We start from the raw sequence: 25,588 nt of genomic DNA, 5'->3' as shown, positions 1-25,588 counted from the left end.
TGCCCCCTCTCCGTGTTCCACTTCTCCGAGGTCATCCCATGACGCTTCCCGATCTGAACGCATCCCCCTTCTTCCTCGACGACGAGGCGCAGGCCTGGGTGGCGCGTACCCGCGACTCGCTGAGCCTCGACGAGAAGCTCGCGCAACTGCTCGTCCCCATCAGCCTGAGGCTGGACCGCGCCCAACTCGACCGCTTCCTGGCCCTGGGCGTGGGCGGGGTGTCGCGGTTCGCCACCCTCGACCCGGGGGCCCTGCGCGACTCGGCGGAGTACCTGCAAGGGCGCAGCCGCGTGCCGTTGCTGCTCTGCACGGACCTCGAAGGTGGGGAACTCGCCTCGGTCGGCGGGGCGGCGGGCACCCCCTACCCCAACCAGATGGCGGTGGCGGCGACGGACACCCCGGTGTTCGCGCGGCGGTTCGGGCAGGTGATGGGCCGCGAGGGGCGCGCCGTCGGCTTCAACTGCACGTTCTCGCCGGTCGCCGACCTCGACCTCAACCCGCGCAATCCCATCGTGAACACCCGCTCGTTCGGCAGCGACCGGGAGCGGGTGACGGCGTTCTGCGAGGCGGCGATCCAGGCCTTCCAGGCCGAGGGGGTGGCCGCCTGCGCCAAGCACTGGCCGGGCGACGGGGTGGACGACCGCAACCAGCACCTCGTCACGACCGAGAACACGCTCGACCTGCCGGGTTGGGAGGCGAGCTACGGGGCGATCTACCGCCGCCTGATCGCGGCGGGCGTGAAGACGGTCATGCCCGGCCACATCACCCTGCCCGCCTACGCCCACGCGCGGGGAAGGCCCGACGAGGCCGACCTGCCCGCCACCCTCTCCCCGCTGCTGACAATCACGCTGCTGCGGGACGAACTGGGCTTCAACGGCGTGGTGATCTCGGACGCGACCGAGATGGGCGGCTTCACCTCGCAGGGACCGCGGAGGGACCTCGTGCCCCGGGTCATCGCGGCGGGCTGCGACATCCTGCTCTTTCCCACCGACGTGGAGCGCGACCTGGAGGCCCTGCGCCGGGGCGTGCGGGACGGGCGGCTGGGCGAGGCGCGGGTGGAGGAGGCGGTCACGCGCGTACTGGCCCTCAAGGCGTCGCTGGGGTTACACCAGAGCACCGCCCTGCCGGGTGCCGACACCCTCCGTGCCCCGGAGCATCTCGCCTGGGCGGAGGAGTGCGCCCGGCAGGCCGTGACGCTGGTCCGCGATACTCAACAGCTCCTGCCGCTCGACCCCTCAAGGCACCGCCGCCTGCTCGTCATCCGCCAGCCCCAGCGCAGGAACGGCCTGGGGTTCCCCCTCGCCGACCTGCGCATCCCCGACCTGTTGGAACAGGCGGGCTTCGAGGTCATGCTCTACACGCCGCAGGCGCAGGTCAGCTCCGACCTCTACGACGCCCTGCTGTACGTGGTGGCCGAGGAGGCGCTGATGGTCACCCCGGACCTTCGGCTGGACTGGGTGGAGCTGCACGGCAATCCCTTCCGGGCGATGGAACGGTTCTGGGACGTGCTGCCGACGGCGATCATCTCGCTTGGCACGCCGTACTACGCGCACGAGGCGCCGCGCTGCCCGACGCTCGTCAACGCCTACTCGCCGGTGCTGCCGGTGCAGGAGGCGGTGGTGCGCGCCCTGACGGGGCAGCAGCCGTTCCTGGGGGTGAGTCCGGTGGACGCCTCGTCGGCGCTGCGACCGGTGCAGAGGCTTCGGGACCTCGCGGGGAGAGAGGAAGTCCGCAGATGACCCGGGCCGCCTCATCCGCCGAACAGACCGGCCCCGGCACCGCCGCCATCACCCACCTGCGGGCGGGACGGCGTGACGATGCCCTGGGTGTGGCCTCGCCCACCCCCCTTCTCTCCTGGCGGGTCGCGTCCGCCTCTGCGGGCTGGATGCAGTCCGGGTACGAGATCGAGTGCCGGGATGCCTCGGGCACCCGCACCACCGGGCGCATCTCGTCGTCCGACTTCGTGCTCGTCCCCTGGCCCTTCGCCCCCCTGGCCTCCCGCGAGCGGGTGGAGGTGCGGGTGCGGGCCTGGAATGCAGAGGATGCGCCGACGGGCTGGAGTGCGACGCTGGACGTGGAGGCCGGACTGTTGCAGCCGGAGGACTGGACGGCCCGTTTCGTGGCTCCCGAGTTCTCCGAGGGGCCCGCCCCCCTCCTGCGCCGGGAATTCGACGTGCGTTCCGGGCTCACCTCCGCCCGCCTGTACGTCACCGCGCTCGGCGTGTACGAGGCGCAACTCAACGGCGAGCGGGTCGGCGATCACGTGCTCGCGCCCGGCTGGACGAGTTACGACCACCGCCTCCGCTACCAGACCTTCGACCTGACGGGGCGGCTGCGAGAGGGCCGCAACGCCCTCGGCGTGATGCTGGGGAACGGCTGGTATCGCGGGCGGCTCGGCTTCTCGGGGGGGCGACGCAACGTCTACGGCGAGCACCTCGCCCTGCTCGCGCAACTGGAACTCCGGTACGTCGACGGCACGGTCGAGCGCGTGGTCACGGACGGGGATTGGCGGGCGTCCCCCGGGCCGATCCTGGCGTCGGAGCTGTACGACGGCGAGTCCTACGACGCGCGGCTCGAACAACCGGGATGGGCGGAAGCCGGGTTCGACGACGCGGGGTGGCGGGCGGTCCGAATCGTCGAGCGTGACCTGACCACGCTCGTCGCGCCCGAAGGTCCGCCCGTGCGGCGCATGGAGACGGTCCGGCCCGTGTCCATCTTCCAGTCCCCTTCCGGCAAGACCCTGGTGGACTTCGGGCAGAACCTCGTCGGCTGGGTCCGCCTCACCGTGCGGGGCGAGGCGGGCCGGACCGTCACCCTCCGTCACGCCGAGGTTCTGGAGCACGGCGAACTCGGCACCCGTCCCCTCCGGACCGCGCAGGCCACCGACCGCTACACCCTGAAAGGCGGAGCGCCGGAGACCTGGGAGCCGAGATTCACCTTCCACGGCTTCCGCTACGCCGAGGTCGGGGGCTGGCCGGGTGAACCCGGCCTGGATGATCTGGAGGCGGTCGTCGTCCATTCCGACCTGGAGCGCACCGGCTGGTTCGAGTGCTCCGATCCCCTCGTCAACAAGCTGCATCAGAACGTGGTGTGGGGAATGCGGGGGAACTTCCTCGACATCCCGAGCGACTGCCCGCAGCGCGACGAGCGGCTGGGGTGGACGGGGGATATTCAGGTGTTCGCGCCCACCGCCTCCTTCCTCTACGACGTCAACGGCTTCCTCTCCTCCTGGCTGGGGGATGTGGCCGCCGAGCAGAACGAGGAGGGCGTCCCCCCCTTCATCGTGCCGAACGTTCAGGGCGAGCGGTCGATGGCTCCTGCCGCCGCGTGGACGGACGCCGCCGTGATCGTACCCTGGGTGCTGTACGAGCGGTACGGCGACAAGGACGTGCTGACGCGGCAGTTCGGCAGCATGTGCGCCTGGGTGGACTTTCTCGACCGTCATTGCGGCCCCGCCCGGGTGTGGGACCAGGGCTTCCAGTTCGGCGACTGGCTGGACCCCACCGCGCCGCCCGACCAGCCCGGCGCGGCCAAGACGGATGCCGAGATCGTCGCCACGGCGTACTTTGCGCGGTCAGCCCAGTTCGTGGCGCAGGCGGCGGCGGTGCTCGGATACGAGGACCGAGCGAAGCACTACGCCTCCCTCGCCGCCGAGGTGCGCGCGGCCTTCGCGCGGCGGTACGTCACGCCCGACGGGCGGATGATGAGCGACGCGGTGACGGCCTATACCCTGGCCCTCTCCTTTGACCTGCTGTCGGGCGAGGCGCAGCGTGTTCAGGCCGGGGAACGCCTCGCCAAACTCGTCCGGGACGGCGGGTACCGCATCCTCACGGGCTTCGTCGGCACGCCCCTGATCTGCGACGCGCTGACGGGGGCGGGCCGGGCGGACGCGGCCTACCGCCTGCTGATACAGCGCGAGTGTCCTTCCTGGCTCTACCCCGTCACGATGGGCGCGACGACGGTCTGGGAACGCTGGGATTCCATGCTGCCCGACGGCTCGATCAACCCCGGCGAGATGACGTCGTTCAACCACTACGCCCTCGGGGCGGTGGCGGACTGGCTGCACCGCACCGTCGCGGGCCTCGCTCCTGCTGAACCGGGTTACCGCCGCCTGAAGATTCAGCCCATTCCAGGAGGGGGCCTCACCTTCGCCTCGGCGCGGCACGTCACCCCCTACGGGGAGGCGAGCGCGGCGTGGGTCATCCGGGACGGGCAGATCGAGGTGCAGGTCGTGGTCCCGCCCAATACGTCGGCCACCGTGATCCTGCCGGGCGAGGAGGACACGCCGCTGGAAATCCTGTCCGGCGAGCACCGCTGGGAGCGCCCGTACCGCCCGGTCCAGCGGACCCTTCCCACCCTCACGCTCGGCCTGCCGCTCGTCGATCTGTGGGACGACGAGGAGGCCCTGAACGCCGTTCTGGCGCTGGCCCGGGAGAAGCACCCGCCGCTGGCCGGGGCCCTGAAACCGGGGAGCGGGCTGCGCAAGCTCCCGCTGGCCGTCATCCTGGGCTTTTCGGTCGAGAACAAGGCCCTCGTCCCGGACGTGCTGGCGCTCTTCGAGCGGCTGAACGGGGCGCGGGGCCGGGTTCCGGCCTGAGCCCACAACGGCGACGTCATCCCACCCCTCGTCTGCCCCCCAAGGAGCCTCCCATGACCTCCACCTCTCCCGAGTCCGCCGCCCTGCCCACCACGACCACGCCCTACGTTCTGGAAGCCGGGGGCGGCACGTCCGGCGTGCTGCTGGGCCAGACCACCCGCATCCTCGTGGGCGGGGCGCAGTCGGGCGGGGCCCTCGCCGTCGTCGCGGTCCTGGGCCCGAAGGACAGGCCCATCCCCTTCCACAGCCACCGGGGGGCGCGCGACACCTTCTTCGTCACCCGGGGGCAGATGCAGCTCTGGTCGGGTCAGGAAAGCCGCGTCCTCAATCCCGGAGATTTCGCCTACGTCGCGCCCGGCACCGCGCACGCCTACCAGTTCCTCGGGAACTATACCGAGACGGTGGGCGTGATCACCCCCGGCGGCTGGGAGGAGTTCTTCGTCTTCACCTCCAATCCGTACCACGGCCCGGCCTTTCCCCCGGTGGACACCTCCCCGCCCCCCTTCGAGCGCCTGGGACGCGCGCAGGAGCTGCACGACGTGGCCTTCCGCCGCGACCTGTCGCCGTTTCCCGCCACGGGCGGCGAGCTGGGCGAAACGCTTCCCGGGGGGGAGGAGTCGTACTTCCTGAGGGCGGACTGCGGCACGCGGCACGTGATGTTCGGGCAGGTCTGCACCGTGCTCGCGGGTGGCGCCCAGACGGGTGGCGCGCTCGGGATGGCCGTGATCGAGGGACCCCGGGGAGCCCGGATGCCCGCCCACGTCCACCGGGCGACGCACGAGGTGCTGTACGTCCTCAACGGGCGGCTGCGGGTGACGCTGGACGGGGCCGGGACGGTGGCTTACCCGGGAGACTGCGTGAACATCCCCGCCGGATGTGTGCACGCTTACGCGCTGGAGGGCGGCAGCACCCGCTTCCTCACCATGAACGCGGGAGCGGGGATAGAGGGGCTGTTCGCCGTGGCCGGTGAGGCGTGGGCGTATCCCGTCTTCCCCGACCAGACCCCCGCCCCGGGCGACCAGCCCGACCTCGCCCGCGCCGAGGGGACGCTCGACATCGCGTTCGTGTCGTAGGCAGGATGGGGGGGCAGGGCGTCCACAGCCCCGTGCGCGGCTCCTCCCCCTCCCTGACCCTCCGCCCCTGCCCGCCTCCCGCCGGGGCCGTCCCGGCGTCTGCCCCGGCCCCTCTGCCCCAAGGATGTCCCCATGCCCCAACCCCTGAACACCGGCCCCGCCCGGGACCTGGCCGCCCGCTTCGGAAGCACCTGGAACAAAGGGGTCGCCGACGAGACCCTGGCCGCCTATGTGCCCCACCACCGGGACACGCCCAAGGCGGGAGTCCACGTCACCCACGACCTCCCGTACGGCCCGGACGGGCGCCACCGCCTGGACGTGTACCGGCCCCAGACCCCCGGCCCCCACCCCGTCGTGCTGTTCTTCCACGGCGGCGGGCTGTGGACCGGGGACAAGACGCTTCCGGACTCGGAGGGCCTGATGTACGCCAACGTCGGCACCTTCCTCGCCCGGCACGGCTTCGTCGCGGTTCTGGCGAACTACCGCCTCGTCCCGCACGTGCGCTTTCCGGGAGGCGGGGAGGACGTGGCCCGGGTGGTCGGCTGGGCCCACGGGCACGCGGCGGAGTACGGGGGCGATCCCGGGGCCCTGACGCTCTTCGGCAACTCGGCGGGCGGCGTGCACGTCGCCACCTACCTGTTCGGCGGGGGGCGGCAACCCCGGGGCGTTCCCGAGGTCGCCGCCGCGGTGCTGCTGTCGGTGCCCTGCGCCCTGCCCCACGACGGTCCAAGGGAGCAGGTCACCAAGGCGTATTTCGGGGCCGAGCCGCAGCAGATCGACGCGAACGGGCCGCTGGGTCTGCTGCGGACCTATGGGGGGAGCGCGGTGCCCCTGCTGTTCATGACGGCGGAGTACGACCCCGACGAGATCGAGCGGCCCAGCGTGCGGTTTCTCTCGGCCTACGGGGAGAAGTTCGGCGGGCTGCCCCGCTTTTTCCAGGTGCCGGGGCACAACCACCTCTCCACGGTCCTGAGCCTGAACACGGGGGACGCCTCGCTCGCGGACCCGCTGCTGGGCTTTTTGCGCGGCGTCACGCCGACCTCCCCCGCCTTCGAACGTCCGGCGGCGCAGGCGGCTCCCGCCCCCCTGGTGGAGCGCGGCCGCTGAGATGAGCCCCCGGGTCTGCCCACGACGGCAGCCCCCCGCCTCACGGGACCCGGCACGGCCCCACCGAAAGGAACCACCATGACGGCGATCTGGCAAGGCGGGTTTGTCGAAGTGAACGGTCACCGGCTTCATGTGCAGCGCACGGGTGGGCCCAGACCGCCCCTGGTCCTGCTGCACGGGCTGACCTCCAACGCGGCGAGCTGGACCCGCGCGGCCCGGGTGCTGGGCGAACGCTACGACGTGGTGGCCTACGACGCCCGCGGGCACGGCCAGTCACAGCGGGCGGAGGGGCCCTTCGAGCTGGATGACCGCGTGGCCGACCTGGGAGCGCTTCTGGGGGCCCTGGGGCTCGACACGCCCGCCCTCATCGGGCACTCGATGGGGGCCGAGACCGCTGCCGTATTTACCGCCCGCCACCCGGGGCAGGTCCGCGCCCTCATTCTGGAGGACCCTCCCTTCGTGGAGCCCAGACCGGAGCCCACGCCCCAGGAACGGGCCAGGCGTGAGGCGCGCCTGGCCTCCTTTCGGGAGCGTGTGTCCGCCCTGCGCACGGCCCCGCCGGAAGACGCCCTGCGCCTGGCCCGCGAGGTCAACCCGGGGTGGCGGGGCGAGGACCTGCGCGCCTGGGCGGCCAGCCTGCGGGATGTGGAGGAGGGCATGTTCGCGCTCTTCTCCCGGCCGCCTCATCTGGAGTGGCGCGAAGAGATGAGGGCCGTCCGCTGCCCCTTCCTGCTGCTGACCGGGGACGCGGAGCGGGGCGGCATCGTGACCGGGGAGCAGGCGCGGACCATTCTTGGGGACAACCCGGCGGGAAGGACGGTGCATCTGCCGGGGACGGGGCACAATCTCCGGTTCGACGACTTCGGGGCGTTCATAGGCGCGGTGGAGAACTTCCTGCGGCGGCATGACCCGGCCTGGGCAGCGACCAGGCCGTGAGCCGGGACGCTCGGGGTCGAGGACACCGCCGGGCGAACCCACCGAACACGTCGCGTAGGATCACGCCGTCGAGCAACGACCCGGACGCTGTGAGGAAGGGCGGGCACGGCTCGTCCATCCCCAGCCCGCACAAACCCTTGTCCTTGACAAGCGGCCTTTCGGTGGGATTGAAGTCCGAGTCTCCCCGCGTGTGGGGCCAGGCTGGACGAGAGCTGGCAGCCTGGCCCGGATCAGCTTGTCCTTCGCTTCGTGGGCGTGCCTTCCTGCTGGGCCAGGACCCGGGAGACGTGCCCAACGGCGGCGAGCCGGGTCCCGCAGGGGGCCTTGCGGAGTCGCGCTCCCGAACAACCGAGAGGTTTGGGTCAGAACTTCAGAGTTTTGGGCAACCGGCCTTCGGCGCGGGTTCGTAGACTTCCTCACGTGCCCGGGGCAGGAGCACCGGAGCGCAGAACGTTCCGCAGGCCGCGCCGAGGAGGACGGCCGAGCGTGTCCCTCCCGCCGGGGGCGGCGCCCTGCAAGCAGCGTCCGCTCGCCGTGAGGTGGAAAGGAGCATCTGGAGGCCGGACAGGGAGTTCGGCTCCGGCACCGTGAACCCCCGGCGAGCGGACAAGTGCGGAAGGGAGGGGCGAACCCCTCGCCTTCACGGCCCGCCGCCTCACTCCAGACCGTCAAAACCACGCGCCTGACCCGACGACAGGCTCTCTCAACAAGGAGAACACCCATGAAAGGAACGATGCTGTACGGCCCCCGCGACGTGCGCTTCGAGGAGCGTCCCGACCCGCACCTCCTCGAACCCACCGACGCCATCCTCCGCCTCTCGGCCACCTGCGTCTGCGGTTCCGACCTGTGGCCCTACCGGGGCGACGATCTCAGCGACGAACCGATGCCGATGGGCCACGAATACTGCGGCATCGTCGAGGAAGTCGGGCGGGACGTGCGGGGCGTCAAGCCCGGTCAGTTCGTCGTCGGCTCGTTCTTCGCCTCCGACAACACCTGCCCGATCTGCAACGACGGGTACCAGAGCCGCTGCGTGGATGCCCGGCCGATGGGAGCGGAGGGCGCCCAGGCCCCTTACCTGCGTGTTCCCCTCGCTGACGGAACGCTGGTCGCCACACCGGAAGTCCCATCGGATGCCTTGCTGCCCAGCCTCCTCGCTACGTCCGACGTGCTGGGCACCGGCTGGTTCGCCGCCGACGCCGCCAACGTGAAGCCCGGCAAGACCGTGGCGGTGGTCGGGGACGGCGCGGTGGGGCTGCTGGGTGTCCTGTCGGCCAAGCAGATGGGGGCCGAGCGCATCATCATGATGAGTCGGCACGAGGACCGGCAGAGGCTGGCCCGGACGTTCGGCGCGACCGACATCGTGACCGAGCGTGGGGACGAGGGTGTGGCCCGCATCAAAGACATGACGGCTGGACTTGGGGCGCATTCGGTCATTGAGGCGGTCGGCACCCAGGAGTCGATGATGCAGGCGGTCCGCTCCACCCGGCCCGGCGGGCACGTCGGCTACGTCGGGGTGTCGCACGGGGTGACGCTGCCCGGCCTGGAGCTGTTCTTCTCCGGGGTGCACCTGCACGGCGGCCCCGCGCCGGTGCGCCGCTACCTGCCGCACCTGATCGAGCTGGTGCTGAGTGAGAAGATCAACCCTGGCTTGGTCTTCGACCAGACCCTGCCGCTGGACCAGGTGGCGGAGGGCTACCGCGCGATGGACGAGCGCCGCGCCATCAAGACCCTGCTGCGTCCCTGAGACGCCGCCCGCTCCTCGTCGTGAGGGAAGAACAGGGCCGTGAACCACACGACTCCCTTCCTGTCGCCGGTCATGCCGGTCTCGACCGGAGCACCCTCGCGGTCCAGGCTGCCCCGCCCACCGGTGGACGGCGACGTGCGCTTCCGCTGGGTCACCGACCACGCGGCGCTGCCGAAGGGCGAATAATCCATTCAGCCCGAGGTCGGCGCGCGGCCCCGGGTTCAGGACCAACCTCTTGCACCACAGGAGCGCCACCATGAAGATCCAGCGAAGCGGCTCACAACCCTCGGGCACAGGTCCGGCGGAGTGGTTCACCGGCACCGTGCGAATTGATCCGCTGTTCCCGGCACAGGCCCCGGCCCGCGCCGCGGGCAATGCCGTGACCTTCGGGCCCGGCGCCCGCACGGCCTGGCACACCCACCCGCTCGGCCAGGTCCTCATCGTGACGGCGGGTGCCGGTCTCGTGCAGCGGGAGGGCGGCCCCGTCGAGGAGATTCATCCCGGGGACGTGGTGTGGTTCGAGCCCGGCGAGAAACACTGGCACGGCGCCTCGCCCACCACGGCCATGACCCACCTCGCCGTTCAGGAGGCACTGAACGGCAAAGCGGTGGACTGGCTAGAACACGTCACCGACGAGCAGTACCGGGCCCGTTAGCAACCTGCCGGTTCAGGGGAGGACGCGACATGGACTACACGAAGCTGGGCCGCACCGGACTGGACGTGTCCCGCCTCTGCCTCGGGTGCATGGGCTTCGGGGACGCCGGGCGCTGGATTCACCAGTGGGTGCTCGACGAGGAGAACAGCCGACCCGTTATCCGGAAGGCCCTCGAACTGGGCATCAACTTCTTCGATACCGCCAACGTCTATTCCCTGGGGGTGAGCGAGGAGATCCTCGGACGCGCCCTGCGGGACTTCGCCCGCCGCGATGAGGTCGTCATCGCCACCAAGGTCCACGGCCGGATGCGTGAGGGCCCGAACGGCGGGGGGCTGTCGCGCAAGGCGATCCTGAGCGAGATCGACCAGAGTCTGAAGCGGCTGGGCACCGACTACGTGGACCTCTACCAGATTCACCGCTGGGATGACGACACGCCCATCGAGGAGACGATGCAGGCGCTCCACGACGTGGTGAGGGCGGGCAAGGCGAGGTACATCGGGGCGTCGGCGATGTGGGCGTGGCAGTTCCAGCGGGCGCTGCACGTGGCCGAGCGGCACGGGTGGACGCGCTTCGTGTCGATGCAGGACCACCTCAACCTGATCTACCGCGAGGAGGAGCGGGAGATGCTGCCGCTGTGCCGCGCGGAGGGCATCGGCGTGATCCCGTACAGCCCCCTGGCCGCCGGGCGACTCACCCGGGACTGGACGGCGAACACCCTCCGGGCCGAGACCGATCAGATTGCCAGGAGCAAGTACGACGCGACCGCAGACCGGGACCGGATCATCGTGGAGCGGGTGGCGGAACTCGCCCGGAAGCACGGGGTGCCGCGCGTTCAAATTGCGCTCGCGTGGCTGCTCCAGAAGGAGCCGGTGGCGGCGCCGATCATCGGGGCGACGAAGCTCAGCCATCTGGAGGATGCCGCCCGGGCGCTGTCCGTGAGGCTCTCGCCCGGGGAAGTCACCTTTCTGGAGGAGCCGTACGTGCCGCGTCCCGTCGTCGGTCACCGCTAAGGCGGGAAGGGGCCCGCCCCGGACCTCCGTGTGACGCCGGGGCGGGCCAGGCATCCTGGCAGGGAACGAGAGGTTGTCCGGGAGGTTTCGGAACCATGACGCCGACGAACACCACGCTGCCGCTCCCTCAGCTCGATCCCTTGCCGGGGCCGGGTGCAGGCGACCTGTCCCGGCTGGCCGGGCTGATTCGGGCCTTCACGCCGTACGACGGCGAGTTTCCCCTGCGCCTGCCGGGCGTGGCGGTCGCCCGCTCGACCCGGGTGCACGGGCACCTTCAGCACAGCGTGCAGCCATCGGCCCTCTGCCTGGTCGCGCAGGGCAACAAGAGCGTGCAGATCGGCCCGGACACCTACGAGTACGACCCCCACCGCTTGATGGTGTATTCCGTCCACCTGCCGGTCGCCTTCCGGGTGACGCGGGCCAGCGCGCGGGAGCCGTTCCTGACCTTCAAGCTCGACCTCGACCCGGGGCGCATCGCCGCCCTGAGCCTGCGGCTCTTCCCGCACGGGTTGACCCGCGTGCAAGACCGGCGTGGGGTTCACGTCACGCCCTCGAATGCCGCCATCGTGAACGCCGCGACCCGGCTGCTGGAGGCGATGGGCGACGAGCGGGAGGCGGCGTTCATCGGCCCCTTGATCGTGGACGAACTCCTGACCCGGTTGCTGCTGAGTCCCGTCGGCGCGCAGGTCGCCCAGCTCGGGCAGGCGGAGTCCAGGGTGGGGCGGGTCGCCCGCGCCATCGAGTGGATCTACGCGCACTACGACGAGCCGCTGGAGGTCGAGGCCCTCGCCGCGTTCGTCCACCTGGGGGTCTCGACCTTCCACGCGCACTTCAAGGCGGTGACGTCCATGAGTCCCCTGCAATTCCAGAAGACGGTCCGGCTTCAGGAGGCGAGGCGGCTGATGATGGCGGCGCCGGTCGACGCGGCCACGGCGGGTCGGCAGGTGGGCTACCAGAGCGCGTCGCAGTTCTCCAGGGAGTACAGCCGCCTGTTCGGCAACACGCCCGCCAGAGACAGCGCCCGCCTGCGCGGGCCGGGCGGCGGGCGAGTCGCCCCCCTCTGAAGAAGGGCGACCGACGAGCCGGGGGCCCGTCTTCCCGGGAGGCCCGGCTCCTTTCCGCAGACCGAGCGTGGTGACGCGAGAGGTCGCCGCTTCCCGTGTGAAAGCCCCTGGGCTGACTGGAAGCTCATGCCGTGTCCCCCGGTTCCCGAGACCGGGCGTGACGGTGGGAGACCCCCACCTCAAGCCCGCCCCGCTGCGCCGTGGGTGGAGAGACGCCCAGGCCCCACAATGGGGTCATGCTGGACCTGACAGGCAAAGTGATTCTGGTGACGGGCGGCTCACGCGGCATCGGGGCGGCGACCGTCCGCACGCTGGCGGGGGCCGGGGCGCGGGTCGTCGTGCATTACGGCCAGAGTGGGGAAGAGGCCCGGGCCATCGCGCGGGACCTCGGGGAGGAGCGGGCGCTCGCCCTGCGGGCCGACCTCACCCGGCCGGGCGTGGCGGCGGAGCTGTTCCGGGAGGCCGCCCTGTGGCGGGGCCGTATCGACGTGCTCGTGAACAACGCCGGGATCGCCCCGAGCGTGACCGTGGACGAGCCCTCCGGTGAGTGGGCCGAGACCTGGGCGCGCACCTTGCAGGTCAATCTGGTCGCCGTCGCCGACCTGTGCCGCGAGGCGATCTTGCACTTCCGGGAGCGCGGGGGCGGGATCATCGTCAACGTGGCGAGCCGGGCCGCCTTTCGGGGGGACAACCCCGACGCGATGCACTACGCGGCCTCGAAGGGAGGCGTGATCGCGCTGACCCGCTCCATCGCGCGGGGGTACGCCCGCGAGAAGATCCTCGCCTACGCGGTGGCCCCCGGCTGGGTGCGGACCGACATGGCCGAGGGCTATTTGCGCGAGCACGCGGCGGACATTGCCAGAGACATCCCGCTGGGGGACGTGGTGCCGCCCGAGGAGGTGGCGAACACGGTGGCCTTTCTCGCCTCGGGGCTGGCGCGGCACATGACGGGGGCGACGCTGGACCTCAACGGCGCCTCCTACGTCCGGTAGCAAAGGCGCCGGAGAGGCCGACGGTGGGCCTCTCCGGGTGCCTTCCGGGCCGGGGAAGGCGGGTCAGGTGTAGGCGACGGCGGGCCGTGCGGTGGGGACGGGACCGGGCCGGACGGGGGGGCGGAAGCCGCGCAGCCGCAGGGCGTTGCTCAGGACGAAGACGCTGGAAAAGCCCATCGCCGCCGCCGCCAGGACCGGGCTGAGCAGCACCCCGAAGGCCGGGTACAGCACGCCCGCCGCGACCGGGATCAGCAGGGCGTTGTACGCGAAGGCCCAGAAGAGGCCCAGCCGGATGTTGCGCAGGGTGGCGCGGCTGAGCGAGAGGGCGTTCGGCACCCCGCGCAGGTCCCCCGACATCAGGATCACGTCGGCGGTCTCGACGGCCACGTCGGTCCCGGTGCCGATGGCGAGCCCCACGTCGGCCTGGGCGAGGGCGGGCGCGTCGTTGATCCCGTCGCCCACGAAGGCCACCGCCTGTCCCCGCGCCTGGAGCGCCCTCACCGCGTCGCTCTTGCCGCCCGGCAGCACCTCGGCGAGCACCTCGTCGATGCCGAGCTGGCGAGCGATGGCGTGCGCGGTCCGGGCGTTGTCCCCGGTGATCATGGCGACCCTCAGCCCCTGGCGGCGCAGCGCCGTCACCGCCTCCAGGCTGCCCTCCTTGAGGGGATCGGCGACCGCGATCACCGCCGCGAGCTGCCCGTCGACGGCGGCGTACAGCGGGCTCTTGCCCTCGTCCCCCAGCCGCGCGGCCTCGGCGGCGAACCCGCCCACGTCCAGGCCGAGGCGCTGCATGAGGCGGTCCGCGCCGACCTGCACGAGGCGCCCCTCCACCCGCGCCTCCAGCCCGTACCCGGGCACCGCGCCGAACGTCTCCGGCCGCGTGAGGACCAGCCCCTCGCGCCGCGCGGCGGCCACGATGGCGCGGGCGATGGGGTGCTCGCTCTGGTCCTCGGCCGCCGCGACGAGCCGCAGAACCGTGGGGCGGTCGAAGCCGGGGGCCGGGATCAGGTCGGTGAGTTCGGGACGGCCCCGCGTGAGCGTGCCGGTCTTGTCGAGGGCGACCACCCGCACCCCCTGAAGGCCCTCCAGGGCCGCTCCCCCCTTGAACAGCACGCCGAGTTCGGCCGCCTTGCCGGTGCCCACCATGACGCTGGTCGGCGTGGCGAGGCCCATCGCGCAGGGGCAGGCGATGATCAATACGGCGACCGTCGTGACCAGGGCGAAGCTCAGCGCCGACCCGCCGCCCAGGATCAGCCACAGCCCGAAGGTCAGCGCCGCGAGGCCCAGCACCACGGGCACGAACACCGCGACCACCCGGTCGGCGAGCCCCTGGATCGGCGGCTTGCTGCCCTGCGCGGTCTCGACGAGCCGGATGATCTGCGCGAGGGCGGTGTCGGCGCCGATGCGGGTGGCCCGGAACTCGAAGGCGCCGTGCTGGTTGATCGTGCCGCCCACGACCGACGCGCCCGCCTGCTTGACGACGGGCACCGGCTCGCCGGTGATCATGCTCTCGTCCACGAAGGAGTGGCCGCTCACCACCTCGCCGTCCACCGGCACCTTCTCGCCGGGGCGGACCGAGACGAGATCGCCCACGAGCACCTCGTCGGCGGGCAACTCGAGGTCCTGCCCGCCGCGCACCACCCGCGCGGTCTTCGCCTGGAGGCCGAGCAGCTTCCTCATCGCCTCGCTGCTCCTCCCCTTGGCGAGGGCCTCGAAATACTTGCCGAGCAGGATCAGCGTGATCACGACGCCCGAGGCCTCGTAGTACACGTGGGCCGTCCCCGCCGGGAAGAGGCCGGGCGCCACGGTGGCGACGAGCGAGTACGCGAACGCCGCCGACGTGCCGATCATCACCAGGGCGTTCATGTCGGGCGACCCGCCCCGCAGGCTCTTCCACCCCAGGCGGTAGAAGCGCCGCCCCGGCCCGAACTGGATCGGCGCGGCGAGGGCGAGCATCACCCAGTTCAGGGTGCCCATCACCCCGTGCCCGAAGGTGGACATCAGCCACGCCCCCGCGCCGGGCACCAGCATCGGGAGCATGGCGATCAGGAGCAGCGGCACGGCGAAGACCGCGCTCAGCAGCACCTGACCCCGCAGGTGGCTCACCTCGCGGGCGCGGGCCTCGCGCTCCTGATCCTCCCGGCGCAGGCCCGCCTGTTCCTCCAGCACCTCGTAGCCCGCCGCGCGGACCGCCTGCCGGAGCTGCCCGGCGCTGACGCCCGGCAGGAAGCGCACCGTCGCTCGTTCGGTCGCCAGATTGACGCTGGCGTCCAGCACCCCGTCCACCTTCCCCAGCGCCCGCTCCACCCGGCCCACGCACGCGGCGCAGGTCATCCCCTGCACGCCGAGTTCGACCTGGCCCACGACGGGCTCGTAACCCACGTCCCTCACCTTGTCCAGCAGCGCCCGCGGGGTGGTCACCTCCGGGTCGTAGGTGACGGTGGCCCGCTCGGTCGCCAGATTCACGCTGGCGTCCAGCACCCCGTCCACCTTCCCCAGGCCGCGCTCGACCCGCCCCACGCAACTCGCACAGGTCATCCCCTGCACCCCGAGTTCGACGGTCTTCGTCATCCCTTCGCTCCTTCCACCCCCCCGAGGGGGAGCCCGATGCCCCCAGCATAGACCCCGGGGAGGGGGATAGGCAAGAGCCAGTGGTCATTGGGTCGTTATCGAGATGGATAAGAAGCTGATATCCCAAGTATCCCTGGGGGGAGGATAGGTCCAAACCCGTGGGGAGGCGTCCTGGCCCGCCGCCCCCGGCGGGGGGAGGGGTGAACCCCGAGACCGGCGGAGTCAGGGTCGGTCCGGCTGACTGTGGTGGAAGAGAGGAGGATCGGCCGGCCGGAGTTGATGGGCGGGCGTGAACTTGGGAGTCCACTCCCGGCGAGGAGGAAAGCTGCCGTGGGACGCTCTGAAGAGGAGGGTCGCAGCCTGCGCCCCGTCAGGATTGCGTTCCTGGGCCCTGCTGCGCGATGAGCCGTTCCAGACTGCCCCGCCAGTTCCGGCGCAGCCAGGCGCAGGCCTGGTCCCACTGCCGGGCACGCAGGGCCGCGACGATGGCCGTGTGCTCGCCGAGAGAGTGCTCGCCACGCGCCTCGTGTCCGAAGTACGCGAGTTCGGCCCGCCGCAGCTTGAGCTTGAGCCCCCCCAGGACCCCGGCGAGGGCCCGGTTGGCCGCCGCCTCGACCCACACGGCGTGGAACGCGTCGTCGGCCGAGAGGGCGCGGGCGGCGTCGTGCTGCGCGAGCGAGTGCGCGAGGTCGGCGTTGGCCCGCTCCAGCCGCCGCAGGTGCTCCTCCGTCAGCCCCGGTCCGCCCTGTTCGAGCGCCAGCACGTCGAGGGCCTCGATCACCGGGTACAGTTCGGCGGCCTGCGTCAGGTCGAGCGGCGCCACGCGCGTCCAGCGGTTGAGGGCCGTCTCGACGAACCCCTCGTCCTCCAGTCGGCGCAGGGCCTCGCGCACCGGCGTGCGGCTGACGCCCAGCCGGGCGGCGATGTCGTGGTCGCGCAGCACCTCGCCGGGGGGCAGCGTGCCCCCGACGATCCAGTCCCGCAACCGGGCATAGACCTCCTCGCGGGCGAGGACGCGCGGCAGTCGCGGGGTGTCGGGCAGCGGCATGGTTCTCCAGTGTAGGGCCAGTTTCCGGTGTGTGATATATCAAACTCCTGCGGGACGTGAAGCTGGCAGACAAATTCCCGTCAGCCTCCTCCGCTACCTTGGCCTATGCCCGTGTATTTGCACGCCATTGAAAGGGCCGTCCCGGAGACGGCCTACCCGCAGGCGGTCATCCGCGACATCCTGCGCGCCCAGCCCGAACTCGACCGCCTGGGCCAGCGCCTCACCACCTCCATCTTCAACGCCTCGGCCATCGACCGGCGGCACAGCGTGGTCCGCGACTTTCTGGGCGGCCCGCAGGACGGGCCCGCCCTCTTCTACGACCCCGCCACGGGCCGGATGCTCAAACCCGGCACCGGGGCGCGCAACGATTTTTACACCGTCCACGCGACCGAACTCTTCGTGCGGGCGGCGCGGCGGGCGCTGGAGGCGAGCCCGGGCCTGACGGCTGCCGACATCAGCCATGTCGTCACCGTGTCCTGCACGGGCTTCTTCGCCCCGGGGCCGGACTATGCGGTCGTGCGCGCGCTGGGCCTCGCGCCGGGGGTCGCCCGCTTTCACGTGGGCTTCATGGGCTGCTACGCCGCCTTTCCGGCGCTGAAGATGGCCAAGGCCTTCTGCGAGGCTGACCCGGCCGCCGTAGTCCTCGTGGTCTGCGCGGAGCTGTGCACCATCCACATGCACTCGGCGAACGATCCCGACACCCTGATCGCCAACTCGGTCTTCGCGGATGGGGCGGCGGCGGCCCTGGTGAGCGCGCGCTCCCCCGCAGACGGCACCCCCGCCCTGCGGATGGATCACTTCGAGACCACCCTGACCCCGCCCGGCGTCGGCGAGGCGGACATGGCCTGGACGGTCGGCGACCAGGGCTACGACATGGTGCTGAGCACCTACGTGCCCGACATCATCGAGTCGCACATCGGGGAAGCCCTCGCCCCGCTGTTCGCCCGCGACCCCGCGCTGCTCGGGGCGGCCCGGGGCGGCGTCGAACGCTGGGCCATCCACCCCGGCGGGCGAAGCATCCTCGACAAGGTGCAGGGAAGCCTGGGCCTCACGGACGAGCAACTGCGCCCCTCGCGCGAGGTGCTGCGGCAGTACGGCAACATGAGCAGCGCGACGGTGCTCTTCATCCTGGGAGAGCTCCTGAAGGAGGCGGGCGGCGGCGAGCGCGTCTGCGCGATGGCCTTCGGCCCCGGCCTGACGGTCGAGTCGGGCCTCCTGACGAAGTTCCCGGGCCTGGACTGATGGCCCCCGACCTCGCCCGGCGCGCGGCGGAGGTGCGCGAGCGGATGGACGACCCGGCGTGCGACCCCGGCACCCTGCGGCGCACCTACGCCCGCTTCGGGACGGTGAACGCCCTCGTCTCGGGCTGGCGGCGGGTGTACCGGCAGGAGATTCATCCCCGGCTGTCCCGGGAGCGCCCGAGCACCCTCCTCGACATCGGCTGCGGCGGCGGGGACGTGCCGCGCCAGCTCGCCCGCTGGGCCCGCCGGGACGGGCTGCGGCTGAGGGTCACGGCCATCGACGCCGACGAGCGCGCCATCGGCTACGCCGCCGGGCTTCCCGCCGACCCCGACGTGACGTTCCGGCGGGCCCTGAGCGGCGACCTCGTGCGGGAGGGCCAGTCTTTCGACTTCGTGACCTCCAACCACCTGCTGCACCACCTGACGGACGCGGAGCTGGGCGCCCTGCTCCGCGACTGCGAGCGACTGGCCCGGGTGCGGGCCCTGCACAGCGACCTCACCCGGCACGCGCTGGCCTACGACCTCTTCAGCGTGGGGGCGCGCGTCTTTCCCGGCACCCTCATCCGGGAAGACGGGCTCACGTCCATCCGGCGCAGCCACACGCGGGCGGAACTCGCGGCCCTGGCGCCCGCGGGCTGGGGGGTCCGGCCCCTCTTCCCCTTCCGCCTGCTGCTGACCTGGGCGGGGCCCGATGCTTGACGTGCTGATCGTGGGGGGCGGCCCGGTCGGGCTTTTCCTGGGGTGCCTGCTCGCCCGAAGAGGGCTGGACGTTCGGGTGCTGGAACGCCGCAGGGCAAGAAGCGGGCACTCGCGCGCCGTCGGCATCCACCCGCCCGCCCTGCACGCCTTCGAGGAGCTGGGGCTGGTCCAGCCCTTTTTAGAAGCGGGCGTGCCCATCCCGGGCGGGGTCGTGCTCGGGCCGGGCGGGGTGATCGGCGAGCTGAGTTTCCACGCCGCCTCGCCCCGCTACCCCTTCATCCTCTCGCTGCCCCAGCGCGAGACCGAGGAGGTGCTGGAGCGGAGGTTGGCCGACCTCGCCCCGGGCACCCTGCGGCGCGGGGTGGAGGTCCGGGCCCTGCGCGACGAGGGCCCGCACGTGAGCGTCACCGGCCGGGAGGGTGGGCGAGAGCAAACCCTGCACGCCCGCCTCGTGGTGGGGGCGGACGGCACCCGCAGCACGGTCCGGGACCTCGCCGGGATCGCCTTTCCGGGCGGCACCTACGCCGACAAATACCTGATGGGCGACTTCCCGGACACCACCGCCTTCGGGCCCCTGGCCGCGATCTGCCTGACGGGTGAGGGGGTGGTGGAGTCCTTCCCCCTGCCCGGCCACCGTCGGCGCTGGGTCGTCCGCACGGAAGCCTTGCTGGACGGCGCCGGGGCGGTTGATCTCGCCGCCCTCGTCCGGGAGCGCACGGGCCTGCACCTCCCGGCGGGGGACTGCTCCATGCTCAGCGCCTTCGAGGTGAGACACCACCTCGCGCGGCGGATGGTGGCGGGCCGCGTGCTGCTCGTCGGGGACGCCGCGCACGAGGTCAGCCCCATCGGCGGGCAGGGGATGAACCTGGGCTGGCTGGACGCCGCCGCGCTCGCGCCCCGGCTGGAGGAGGTCCTGAGCGGCGCCCCCGGGGCGCGGGCGGCCCTCCTGCGCTACGAGCGCCGCCGGCGACGGCTGGCCCGGCTCGCCACCCGGCAGGCCGAGTTCAACATGGCCTTCGGGCGTCCGGCGGGGGGGGCGGCGCGGCGCGTGCGCGAGGGGGTGCTGCGGGGCCTGCTCGCTCCTCCCGTTCAGCCCCTGCTCGCCCGCGCCTTCACGATGCGGTGGGGGGCGGCGGGGGGAGGAGAGACCCGGTGTCCAGAATCCTGATCGCCTCGCAACCCATCCACGGGCACGTGCTGCCGCTGCTCCCCATCGCCCGGGAACTCCTCGCGCGCGGGCACGAGGTCCGCTGGTACACCGGGCGCAAGTACGCGGACCGGGTGCGGGCGCTCGGCGCGGAGGTCGAGCCCTTCGTCCACGCCCGCGACTACGACGACGCGGCCTTCGGCGCGACCTTTCCGGGCCGGGACGACCGCGCCGGGCTGCGGCAGATTCAGTTCGACCTCGAGCACGTCTTTCTCGGGCAGGTCGAGGGGCAACTGCACGACCTGCGCGCCGTCGCCCGGCGCTGGCCCCCCGACGCCGTGCTCGCCGAGCAGACGATGAGCGCCGCGCTGCTGCTGGAAGAACTCGGCGGGCCGCCCGTCGCCCTGCTGGGCATCCTGCCGCTGGGGATTCCCAGCCGCGACACGGCGCCCTTCGGGCTGGGGTTGCGCCCGGACGCCTCCCCGCCGGGCCGCTGGCGCAACCGGGCGCTGCGCCTCCTCGCCGATCGGGTCGTCTTCGGCCGGGCCACCCGTCAGCTCGGGGCGGTGTGCCGCCGCCTCGGCCTGCCGCCCCGCCCCTTCGCCCCCCCGGTGGCGCCCCGGCTGATGCTGCAACCCAGCGTGCCGGGCTTCGAGTACCCCCGCAGCGACCTGCCCCGCCACCTCCACTTCGTCGGGCCGCTCTTCCCGCCCGCGCCCCCGGACGTGCCGCCGCCCGCGTGGTGGCCCGAGGTGGTGGTGGGAGGGCGCCCGGTGGTCCTCGTCACCCAGGGGACCCTCGCCACCCGGGCGGGGGAATTGATCGTGCCGACGCTGCGGGGGCTGGCGGGCGAGGACCTGCTCGTCGTCGCGGCGGGGGTCCGGGACCCGGCGGAACTGGGCGAGTTGCCCGGCAACGCCCGCGTGGCCCCGTTCCTCCCCTTCGCGGCGCTGCTCCCACACGTCGCGGTCTACGTGACGAACGGGGGCTACGGCGGCGTGCAGCAGGCCCTCGCGCACGGGGTCCCGGTGGTCGCGGCGGGCACGACGGAGGACAAGGCCGAGGTCGCGGGCCGGGTCGAGTACGCGGGCGTGGGGCTCAACCTGCGGACGAACGCACCCCCCCCGGGGCAGGTGCGCGGGGCCGTGCGCTCGCTGCTCGGGGAAAGCCCCTTCCGGCGACGGGCCCGCGAGCTGGGCGCCGAGCTGCGCCGCCACGACGCCCCCCGCGAGGCGGCCACCCTCGTCGAGACGCTGGCGCGGACGGGGCGGCGGGTGGAGGTGGGCCCGGGCCTCCCGCACGGGGCCGACGACCGCACGGCCTTCACTCCCGCGCCGTGACCGGGGACTCCCGCCTCCCGAGCAGCCGCCCGACCCGCGCCCGCATCGTCCGCTGGAGCAGCACCGGGTACACCTGGAAGAAGAGGTTGGCCCCCAGCAGCCAGCCCGCCGCGCCCCAGGCCCGCCCCAGGGCGGCGCCCAGCACCAGCCCCGTCCCGATGCCCCCCAGCAGGAGGTGGCTGGCCTCCGCCTCCCGGGTCGCCCGCTCGTAGGCGGCGAGGGACCCCCGGCGCCCGTCGAAGCCCACGGCCTCCCGCCGGAACCGCTCCCAGCCCGCGAGGCGCAGCAGCCGCCGGTACCCGAACACCCCCAGGCGGCGGTACAGCGGAGGCTCCCAGGGCCGCACCCGGAACCAGCCCGGCGGTGGCCGCCCCGGCACGACCCGCAGGACGTACAGCGCCCAGCGCATCAGCAGCACGTGGGTCACCACCGCGAAGGGCAGCCCCCGGAAGCCGAGGACCCGCCCCGCGAGCCAAGCCCCGCCCGCCACCCCGCCCAGGCCCACCAGCACCCCGGGCCAGGGCCGCTTCCTCTCCGGGCGCCGCACCGCCGCCCCCTCAGGCCCGCCCGAGGGCGGCGGTGACGGTCAGGCGGTGGGCCGCGCGGGCGGGGAGCCACCCGGCGAGCAGGCCCAGCCCCCCCGAGACGGCGAGCGTCAGCGCCACGAGGCGCGGGGTGAGGGCCGCCGCGTCGATCCCGGCGAGGTCCCGGGTGTAGAGGTTGACGCCCCAGATGCCGAGCCGCCCCAGCCCCAGCCCGAGGGCGCCGCCGAGCAGGGCCAGCAGCAGGCTCTCGGTGAGGACCAGCGCCCGCACGAGGGCGGGCCGCGCCCCGATGGCCCGCAGGGTGCCGAACTCGCGCGTCCGCTCGTACACGCCCATCAGCACGGTGTTGACGACCGCCAGCCCCCCGACGACGAGCGAGACGACCGAGAGGCCCAGGCTCACCGCGTCGCTGCTGCGCAACAGCCTCCCGACGAAGCTCAGGAAATCCGAGCGGGTCGTCGCCGTGAGCCCCAGGCGCCGCGAGAGAACCTCGGCGACCCGCCGGGCGTCCCCGGGCCGCTCCAGCCGCACGGCGACGAGCGACAGCCGCTCCCCCGTCCCGAAGGCCCGCCCCACCGCGCCCAGCGGCAGGAAGGTGAAGGTGTCGGTCAGGCTGTTCTGGGGGGCCAGGACGCCCACGACCCGCGCGCTGGCCCGGCGGTTGAGCGCCAGCGTGTCCCCCACCCCCAGCCCCAGGTTGCGCGCCGCCCGCGCCCCCAGCACCGCGACCGCCCGGCCCTCGTCGGCGGGGAGGAGCAGGCGCCCCCGCCCCGCGCGGACCCCCGGAAAGAGGGCCTGAACCCCCTGACGCGCGGGCAGGCCGTAGAAGACGGCACTCTGGGCCGGGTCGAGCGACTGCCGCAGGGAGACGACCACCGGCGTGACCCGCGTGATCCCCAGCTCAGGGGCCAGCCGGGCGACGTCGGCCGCGGTACCGGGGGGCAGGGTGGGCGCGGGAAAGAGGCCCTGGGCGAGGTTGCCCCGCGCCACCTGCACGTCCGGCCCGACGCTGCCCAGCTCGTCCCGGAAGACCCCGCGCAGCCCCTCGCCCAGCGACAGGAAGACCACCATGCTGGCGACCGCGACCGTGATCCCCAGCGCGGTGAGCCCCGTCCGCACCGGACGGCGGGACAGGCCCCGCCAGGCCAGCCGGACCACCTCTCGGCGCTTCACGCCCCCACCCTACCGCAGGTCCCGGGTGCGTCAGGCCTCCGTGGATGAGCAGGGGGCGACCGTGCTGGGCAACGACCCCACACGGCCCCCGCGCCGCGGGACATCTCCCCGGTTGTGCCAAATCCCGCAGGATGAGTGGGACAACCATTCAGGACAGCCCGCCGGACGAGGGGGACAATGAACGGCAATCCAACGCCCGAGGAGAACCCATGACGAACAACCTTTCCAGAAGATTCGAAGGCCGCGTGGTGCTGGTCACTGGGGCCGGGGGCGGGATCGGCCGCGCCGTCGCCGAGCGCTTCGCCCGTGAGGGCGCCCGGGTGGCCGTGAACGACGTGAAAGAAGCAGCGGTGCGGGCGGTCGTGGAGGGCATCGCGGCAGCGGGCGGCGTGGCCCTGGCGGTGCCCGCCGACGTCTCGGACGCCGCGCAGGTGGACGCCATGTTCGGCCGCGTCGAGGCGGCCTTCGGGTACGTGGACGTGCTGTACAACAACGCCGGGCTGATCGACACCGCCCGCCATTTTCTGGACGGCGACGAGGCCTGGTGGGACCGGATCATCGGGGTGAACCTGAAAAGCGTCTTCCTGTGCTCACACCGGGCCGCCCGGATCATGGCCCGGCGCCGCAGGGGGGTGATCATCAGCACGTCCTCGGGCGGCGCCACACGCGCTCACCGCGGCAACGTCGCCTACGACGCGACCAAGGGCGGCATCGAGGCGATGACCCGCGCGATGGCGCTCGACCTCGCCCCGTACGGCGTGCGGGTGAACGGGGTGGTGCCGGGCTTCATCAACACCTACGGCCTCACCGAGGAGCAGCTCCGGGTGCGCGAGAAAACGGTGCCGCTGGGCCGCTACGGGGTGGCCGAGGACATGACCGGGGCGGCGCTCTTTCTGGCCTCGGACGACGCGGCGTACGTCACCGGGCAGTTCATCGCGGTGGACGGCGGGGTGCTCGTTCAGCAGCGCTCGGCCAACGTCGATACCTTCCCGGTCGCGGGCTTTCCCGTGGTCGAGGCGGACCTCCCGTGAGCGCCTCCACCCTGACCGCCGACCTCGTGGTGATCGGCGCGGGGATCATCGGCGCGGCGAGCGCCTGGCGGCTGGCGCAGCGCGGGTTGAAGGTGCTGGTGCTCGAACAGGGCAGCCCGGCGGGCGGCTCGACCGGGCGGAGCGCGGCGGGCGTGCGGGCGCAGTTCACGACCGAGACGAACATCCTGCTCTCGAAGCACAGCATCGGGGAGTATGCCGCCCTGCCCGAATCGGGCTACCACCCGGCGGGCTACCTGATGCTGGTGCCCGAGGCCCAGTGGGACGCGCACCGGGCCGGGGTGAGCCTGCAACGCCGGCTGGGCGTGCCGACCGAACTCCTCACGCCCGAAGGGGCGCAGCGCTGCGCCGCGTTCGAGCCCGGCGGGCTGGGCGGGTGCAGCTTTTGTGCCACGGACGGGTTCGTCGACCCGCACGGCCTGACCCTGGAGTACGTCCGGCGCGCACGGGGGGCCGGGGCACGCTTCCTGCTGGACACGGCGGTGACGGCCATCGAGCGTTCCGGCGGGGTCTGGCGGCTCAGGGCGTCCGGGGGAAGCGTCGAGGCCCCGCTCCTGCTCAACGCGGCGGGCGCGTGGGCGGGAGAGTTGGGTGCGCTGGCCGGGTTGAGCATTCCCGTCCGGCCCGCGCGGCGCATGGTCTTCACGACCGGGCCACTCAACCCGCCGCGCCGTGTGCCGATGGTCTTCGACCTGGGCAGCGGGGTGTGGCTGCGCTCCGAAGGCGAGCGGCTGATCCTGGGCCGCGCCGACCCGGCGGACGTGGGCTGGCGGGAGGGGATGGACTGGGCCTGGCTGCAACCCACCCTGGAGGCGGCCATGACGCGCTTTCCCTGGCTGGAGACGGCGGACCTGGACCGCCGCGCGAGTTGGTGGGGCTACTACGAGCTCACCCCGGACCACCAGCCTATCGTCGGGCGCCTGCCGGGGGTGGAGGGGTGGCTGAACGCCTGCGGCTTTTCCGGGCACGGGGTGATGCAGGCGGCGGCGGTCGCCCGCGTGATCGCGCAGGAGGCCGTGGGGGAAGTCCCGTTCATCGACATCGACCCCCTGCGGTACGAGCGGTTCGGGCGGGCCCCGAACGTCGTGACGGACATTCAGGTGTGAGGCCGGGACGCGGTGGGGCCACGCCCGGCGTGTGTGGCCGCGTCCCTCCCGGTCAACCCCCCGAGCAGGAGGCCGCAAGCACGCGTCCGGAACGGGTCCTCGACGTTGTGGTCGTGGAGTCTCGGCTCGCCCATCACCCACCAGGGAACTGGTCCTGAGAATTTCCCCCGCCTACCCCCGCCCCACGTGAGCCAGTCACCCGCCTCCCCGACCCCGACGCGCGGCGGCTTGTCCGGCACGACCTCTGGGGCGAGGACGGTTCGCGGCGGGACTTCGACCGGCCCGGGTCCCGCTGTGCAGCCCACGGTCCGGAAACACTCGGGACGGGGTTCGGGTCAGGGTGAGGCGCCCCCCGGGGACGTGCCGGCCGGCCCGGGAGAGCAACTTCGGGTGGACCCTGGAGGTGCAGCCCAGGCTTGAGCAGCGGGGCGACCGCCACCGCCGGGGGTCCGCTCGTGCCTGAAGGGAGGCTTGCGCCCTGTCTGATTTGT

21 protein-coding genes are annotated in these 25,588 nt (G+C 72.7%); 17 read left to right on the top strand and 4 right to left on the bottom strand.

Annotated elements, in window-relative coordinates:
• The first annotated feature begins 38 nt into the window (after positions 1-38).
• The 11 genes from IC605_RS16185 (at position 39) to IC605_RS16135 (ending at position 13,178) form a co-directional block, all read left to right on the top strand.
• Positions 39-1,739, top strand: a complete 1,701-nt coding sequence (locus tag IC605_RS16185) for a glycoside hydrolase family 3 protein (RefSeq protein ID WP_216326476.1) — start codon at positions 39-41, stop codon at positions 1,737-1,739.
• Positions 1,736-4,597: an alpha-L-rhamnosidase gene (locus tag IC605_RS16180; RefSeq protein WP_216326472.1), complete on the top strand. Its 2,862-nt coding sequence runs from the start codon at positions 1,736-1,738 to the stop codon at positions 4,595-4,597. The genes IC605_RS16185 and IC605_RS16180 overlap by 4 nt, the downstream gene beginning before the upstream one ends.
• Positions 4,598-4,650: 53 nt before the next feature.
• A complete protein-coding gene (locus IC605_RS16175) occupies positions 4,651-5,670 on the top strand; it encodes a quercetin 2,3-dioxygenase (RefSeq protein ID WP_216326469.1) in 1,020 nt (339 codons plus the stop codon).
• Between the two features lie 132 nt (positions 5,671-5,802).
• Positions 5,803-6,777: an alpha/beta hydrolase gene (locus IC605_RS16170; RefSeq protein ID WP_216326466.1), complete on the top strand. Its 975-nt coding sequence runs from the start codon at positions 5,803-5,805 to the stop codon at positions 6,775-6,777.
• 78 nt (positions 6,778-6,855) lie between these two features.
• Positions 6,856-7,713, top strand: a complete 858-nt coding sequence (locus IC605_RS16165) for an alpha/beta fold hydrolase (protein ID WP_216326462.1) — start codon at positions 6,856-6,858, stop codon at positions 7,711-7,713.
• Positions 7,714-8,434: 721 nt separating this feature from the next.
• A complete protein-coding gene (locus tag IC605_RS16160) occupies positions 8,435-9,457 on the top strand; it encodes a zinc-dependent alcohol dehydrogenase family protein (protein WP_216326459.1) in 1,023 nt (340 codons plus the stop codon).
• Positions 9,458-9,496: 39 nt separating this feature from the next.
• Positions 9,497-9,643: a hypothetical protein gene (locus IC605_RS16155; RefSeq protein ID WP_216326456.1), complete on the top strand. Its 147-nt coding sequence runs from the start codon at positions 9,497-9,499 to the stop codon at positions 9,641-9,643.
• Positions 9,644-9,713: 70 nt separating this feature from the next.
• Positions 9,714-10,112, top strand: a complete 399-nt coding sequence (locus IC605_RS16150) for a (R)-mandelonitrile lyase (RefSeq protein WP_216326453.1) — start codon at positions 9,714-9,716, stop codon at positions 10,110-10,112.
• A gap of 29 nt (positions 10,113-10,141) precedes the next feature.
• Complete coding sequence (locus tag IC605_RS16145) at positions 10,142-11,122, top strand: aldo/keto reductase (RefSeq protein WP_216326450.1); 981 nt, start codon at positions 10,142-10,144, stop codon at positions 11,120-11,122.
• Between the two features lie 95 nt (positions 11,123-11,217).
• Positions 11,218-12,186, top strand: coding sequence for an AraC family transcriptional regulator (locus IC605_RS16140; RefSeq protein ID WP_216326448.1), 969 nt, complete (start codon positions 11,218-11,220; stop codon positions 12,184-12,186).
• A gap of 236 nt (positions 12,187-12,422) precedes the next feature.
• Complete coding sequence (locus IC605_RS16135; protein WP_216326445.1) at positions 12,423-13,178, top strand: SDR family NAD(P)-dependent oxidoreductase; 756 nt, start codon at positions 12,423-12,425, stop codon at positions 13,176-13,178.
• A 63-nt stretch (positions 13,179-13,241) separates the two neighbouring features.
• On the opposite strand, the gene IC605_RS16130 is transcribed toward IC605_RS16135, so the two are convergent.
• Positions 13,242-15,749, bottom strand: a complete 2,508-nt coding sequence (locus IC605_RS16130) for a heavy metal translocating P-type ATPase (RefSeq protein WP_216326442.1) — start codon at positions 15,747-15,749, stop codon at positions 13,242-13,244.
• Positions 15,750-16,119: 370 nt separating this feature from the next.
• Positions 16,120-16,797: a GntR family transcriptional regulator gene (locus IC605_RS16125; RefSeq protein WP_216326440.1), complete on the bottom strand. Its 678-nt coding sequence runs from the start codon at positions 16,795-16,797 to the stop codon at positions 16,120-16,122.
• A gap of 105 nt (positions 16,798-16,902) precedes the next feature.
• Here IC605_RS16125 and IC605_RS16120 point away from each other — a divergent pair, with 105 nt between their 5' ends.
• From IC605_RS16120 to IC605_RS16105, 4 genes are read left to right on the top strand one after another with little or no spacing between them, the layout of a single operon-like run.
• Entirely contained in the window at positions 16,903-18,039 is a 1,137-nt protein-coding gene (locus IC605_RS16120) for a type III polyketide synthase (RefSeq protein ID WP_216326437.1), read from the top strand.
• On the top strand, positions 18,039-18,737 hold the full coding sequence (locus IC605_RS16115; RefSeq protein ID WP_216326434.1) for a class I SAM-dependent methyltransferase: 699 nt from the start codon (positions 18,039-18,041) through the stop codon (positions 18,735-18,737). The genes IC605_RS16120 and IC605_RS16115 overlap by 1 nt, the downstream gene beginning before the upstream one ends.
• Complete coding sequence (locus tag IC605_RS16110; RefSeq protein WP_216326429.1) at positions 18,730-19,905, top strand: FAD-dependent oxidoreductase; 1,176 nt, start codon at positions 18,730-18,732, stop codon at positions 19,903-19,905. Before IC605_RS16115 ends, IC605_RS16110 begins: the two co-directional genes overlap by 8 nt.
• A complete protein-coding gene (locus IC605_RS16105; RefSeq protein ID WP_343216640.1) occupies positions 19,890-21,224 on the top strand; it encodes a glycosyltransferase in 1,335 nt (444 codons plus the stop codon). Before IC605_RS16110 ends, IC605_RS16105 begins: the two co-directional genes overlap by 16 nt.
• On the opposite strand, the gene IC605_RS16100 is transcribed toward IC605_RS16105, so the two are convergent.
• Both IC605_RS16100 and IC605_RS16095 read right to left on the bottom strand, forming a co-directional pair.
• On the bottom strand, positions 21,208-21,771 hold the full coding sequence (locus IC605_RS16100) for a glycosyl-4,4'-diaponeurosporenoate acyltransferase CrtO family protein (protein WP_216326426.1): 564 nt from the start codon (positions 21,769-21,771) through the stop codon (positions 21,208-21,210). The two genes, IC605_RS16105 and IC605_RS16100, sit on opposite strands and share 17 nt — an antisense overlap.
• A 10-nt stretch (positions 21,772-21,781) precedes the next feature.
• The gene (locus IC605_RS16095) at positions 21,782-22,942 is read right to left on the bottom strand and encodes an ABC transporter permease (RefSeq protein ID WP_216326424.1); all 1,161 of its coding nucleotides are present in this window, start codon (positions 22,940-22,942) and stop codon (positions 21,782-21,784) included.
• A 209-nt stretch (positions 22,943-23,151) separates the two neighbouring features.
• On the opposite strand from IC605_RS16095, the gene IC605_RS16090 reads away from it, so the two are divergent.
• Positions 23,152-23,973: an SDR family NAD(P)-dependent oxidoreductase gene (locus IC605_RS16090; RefSeq protein ID WP_216326422.1), complete on the top strand. Its 822-nt coding sequence runs from the start codon at positions 23,152-23,154 to the stop codon at positions 23,971-23,973.
• Entirely contained in the window at positions 23,970-25,097 is a 1,128-nt protein-coding gene (locus IC605_RS16085; RefSeq protein WP_343216639.1) for an NAD(P)/FAD-dependent oxidoreductase, read from the top strand. The genes IC605_RS16090 and IC605_RS16085 overlap by 4 nt, the downstream gene beginning before the upstream one ends.
• Positions 25,098-25,588 lie beyond the last annotated feature (491 nt).

The sequence above is a fragment of the Deinococcus aestuarii genome (assembly GCF_018863415.1).
Taxonomy (GTDB): domain Bacteria; phylum Deinococcota; class Deinococci; order Deinococcales; family Deinococcaceae; genus Deinococcus; species Deinococcus aestuarii.
This window is presented reverse-complemented; position numbering and strand designations above follow the sequence as displayed.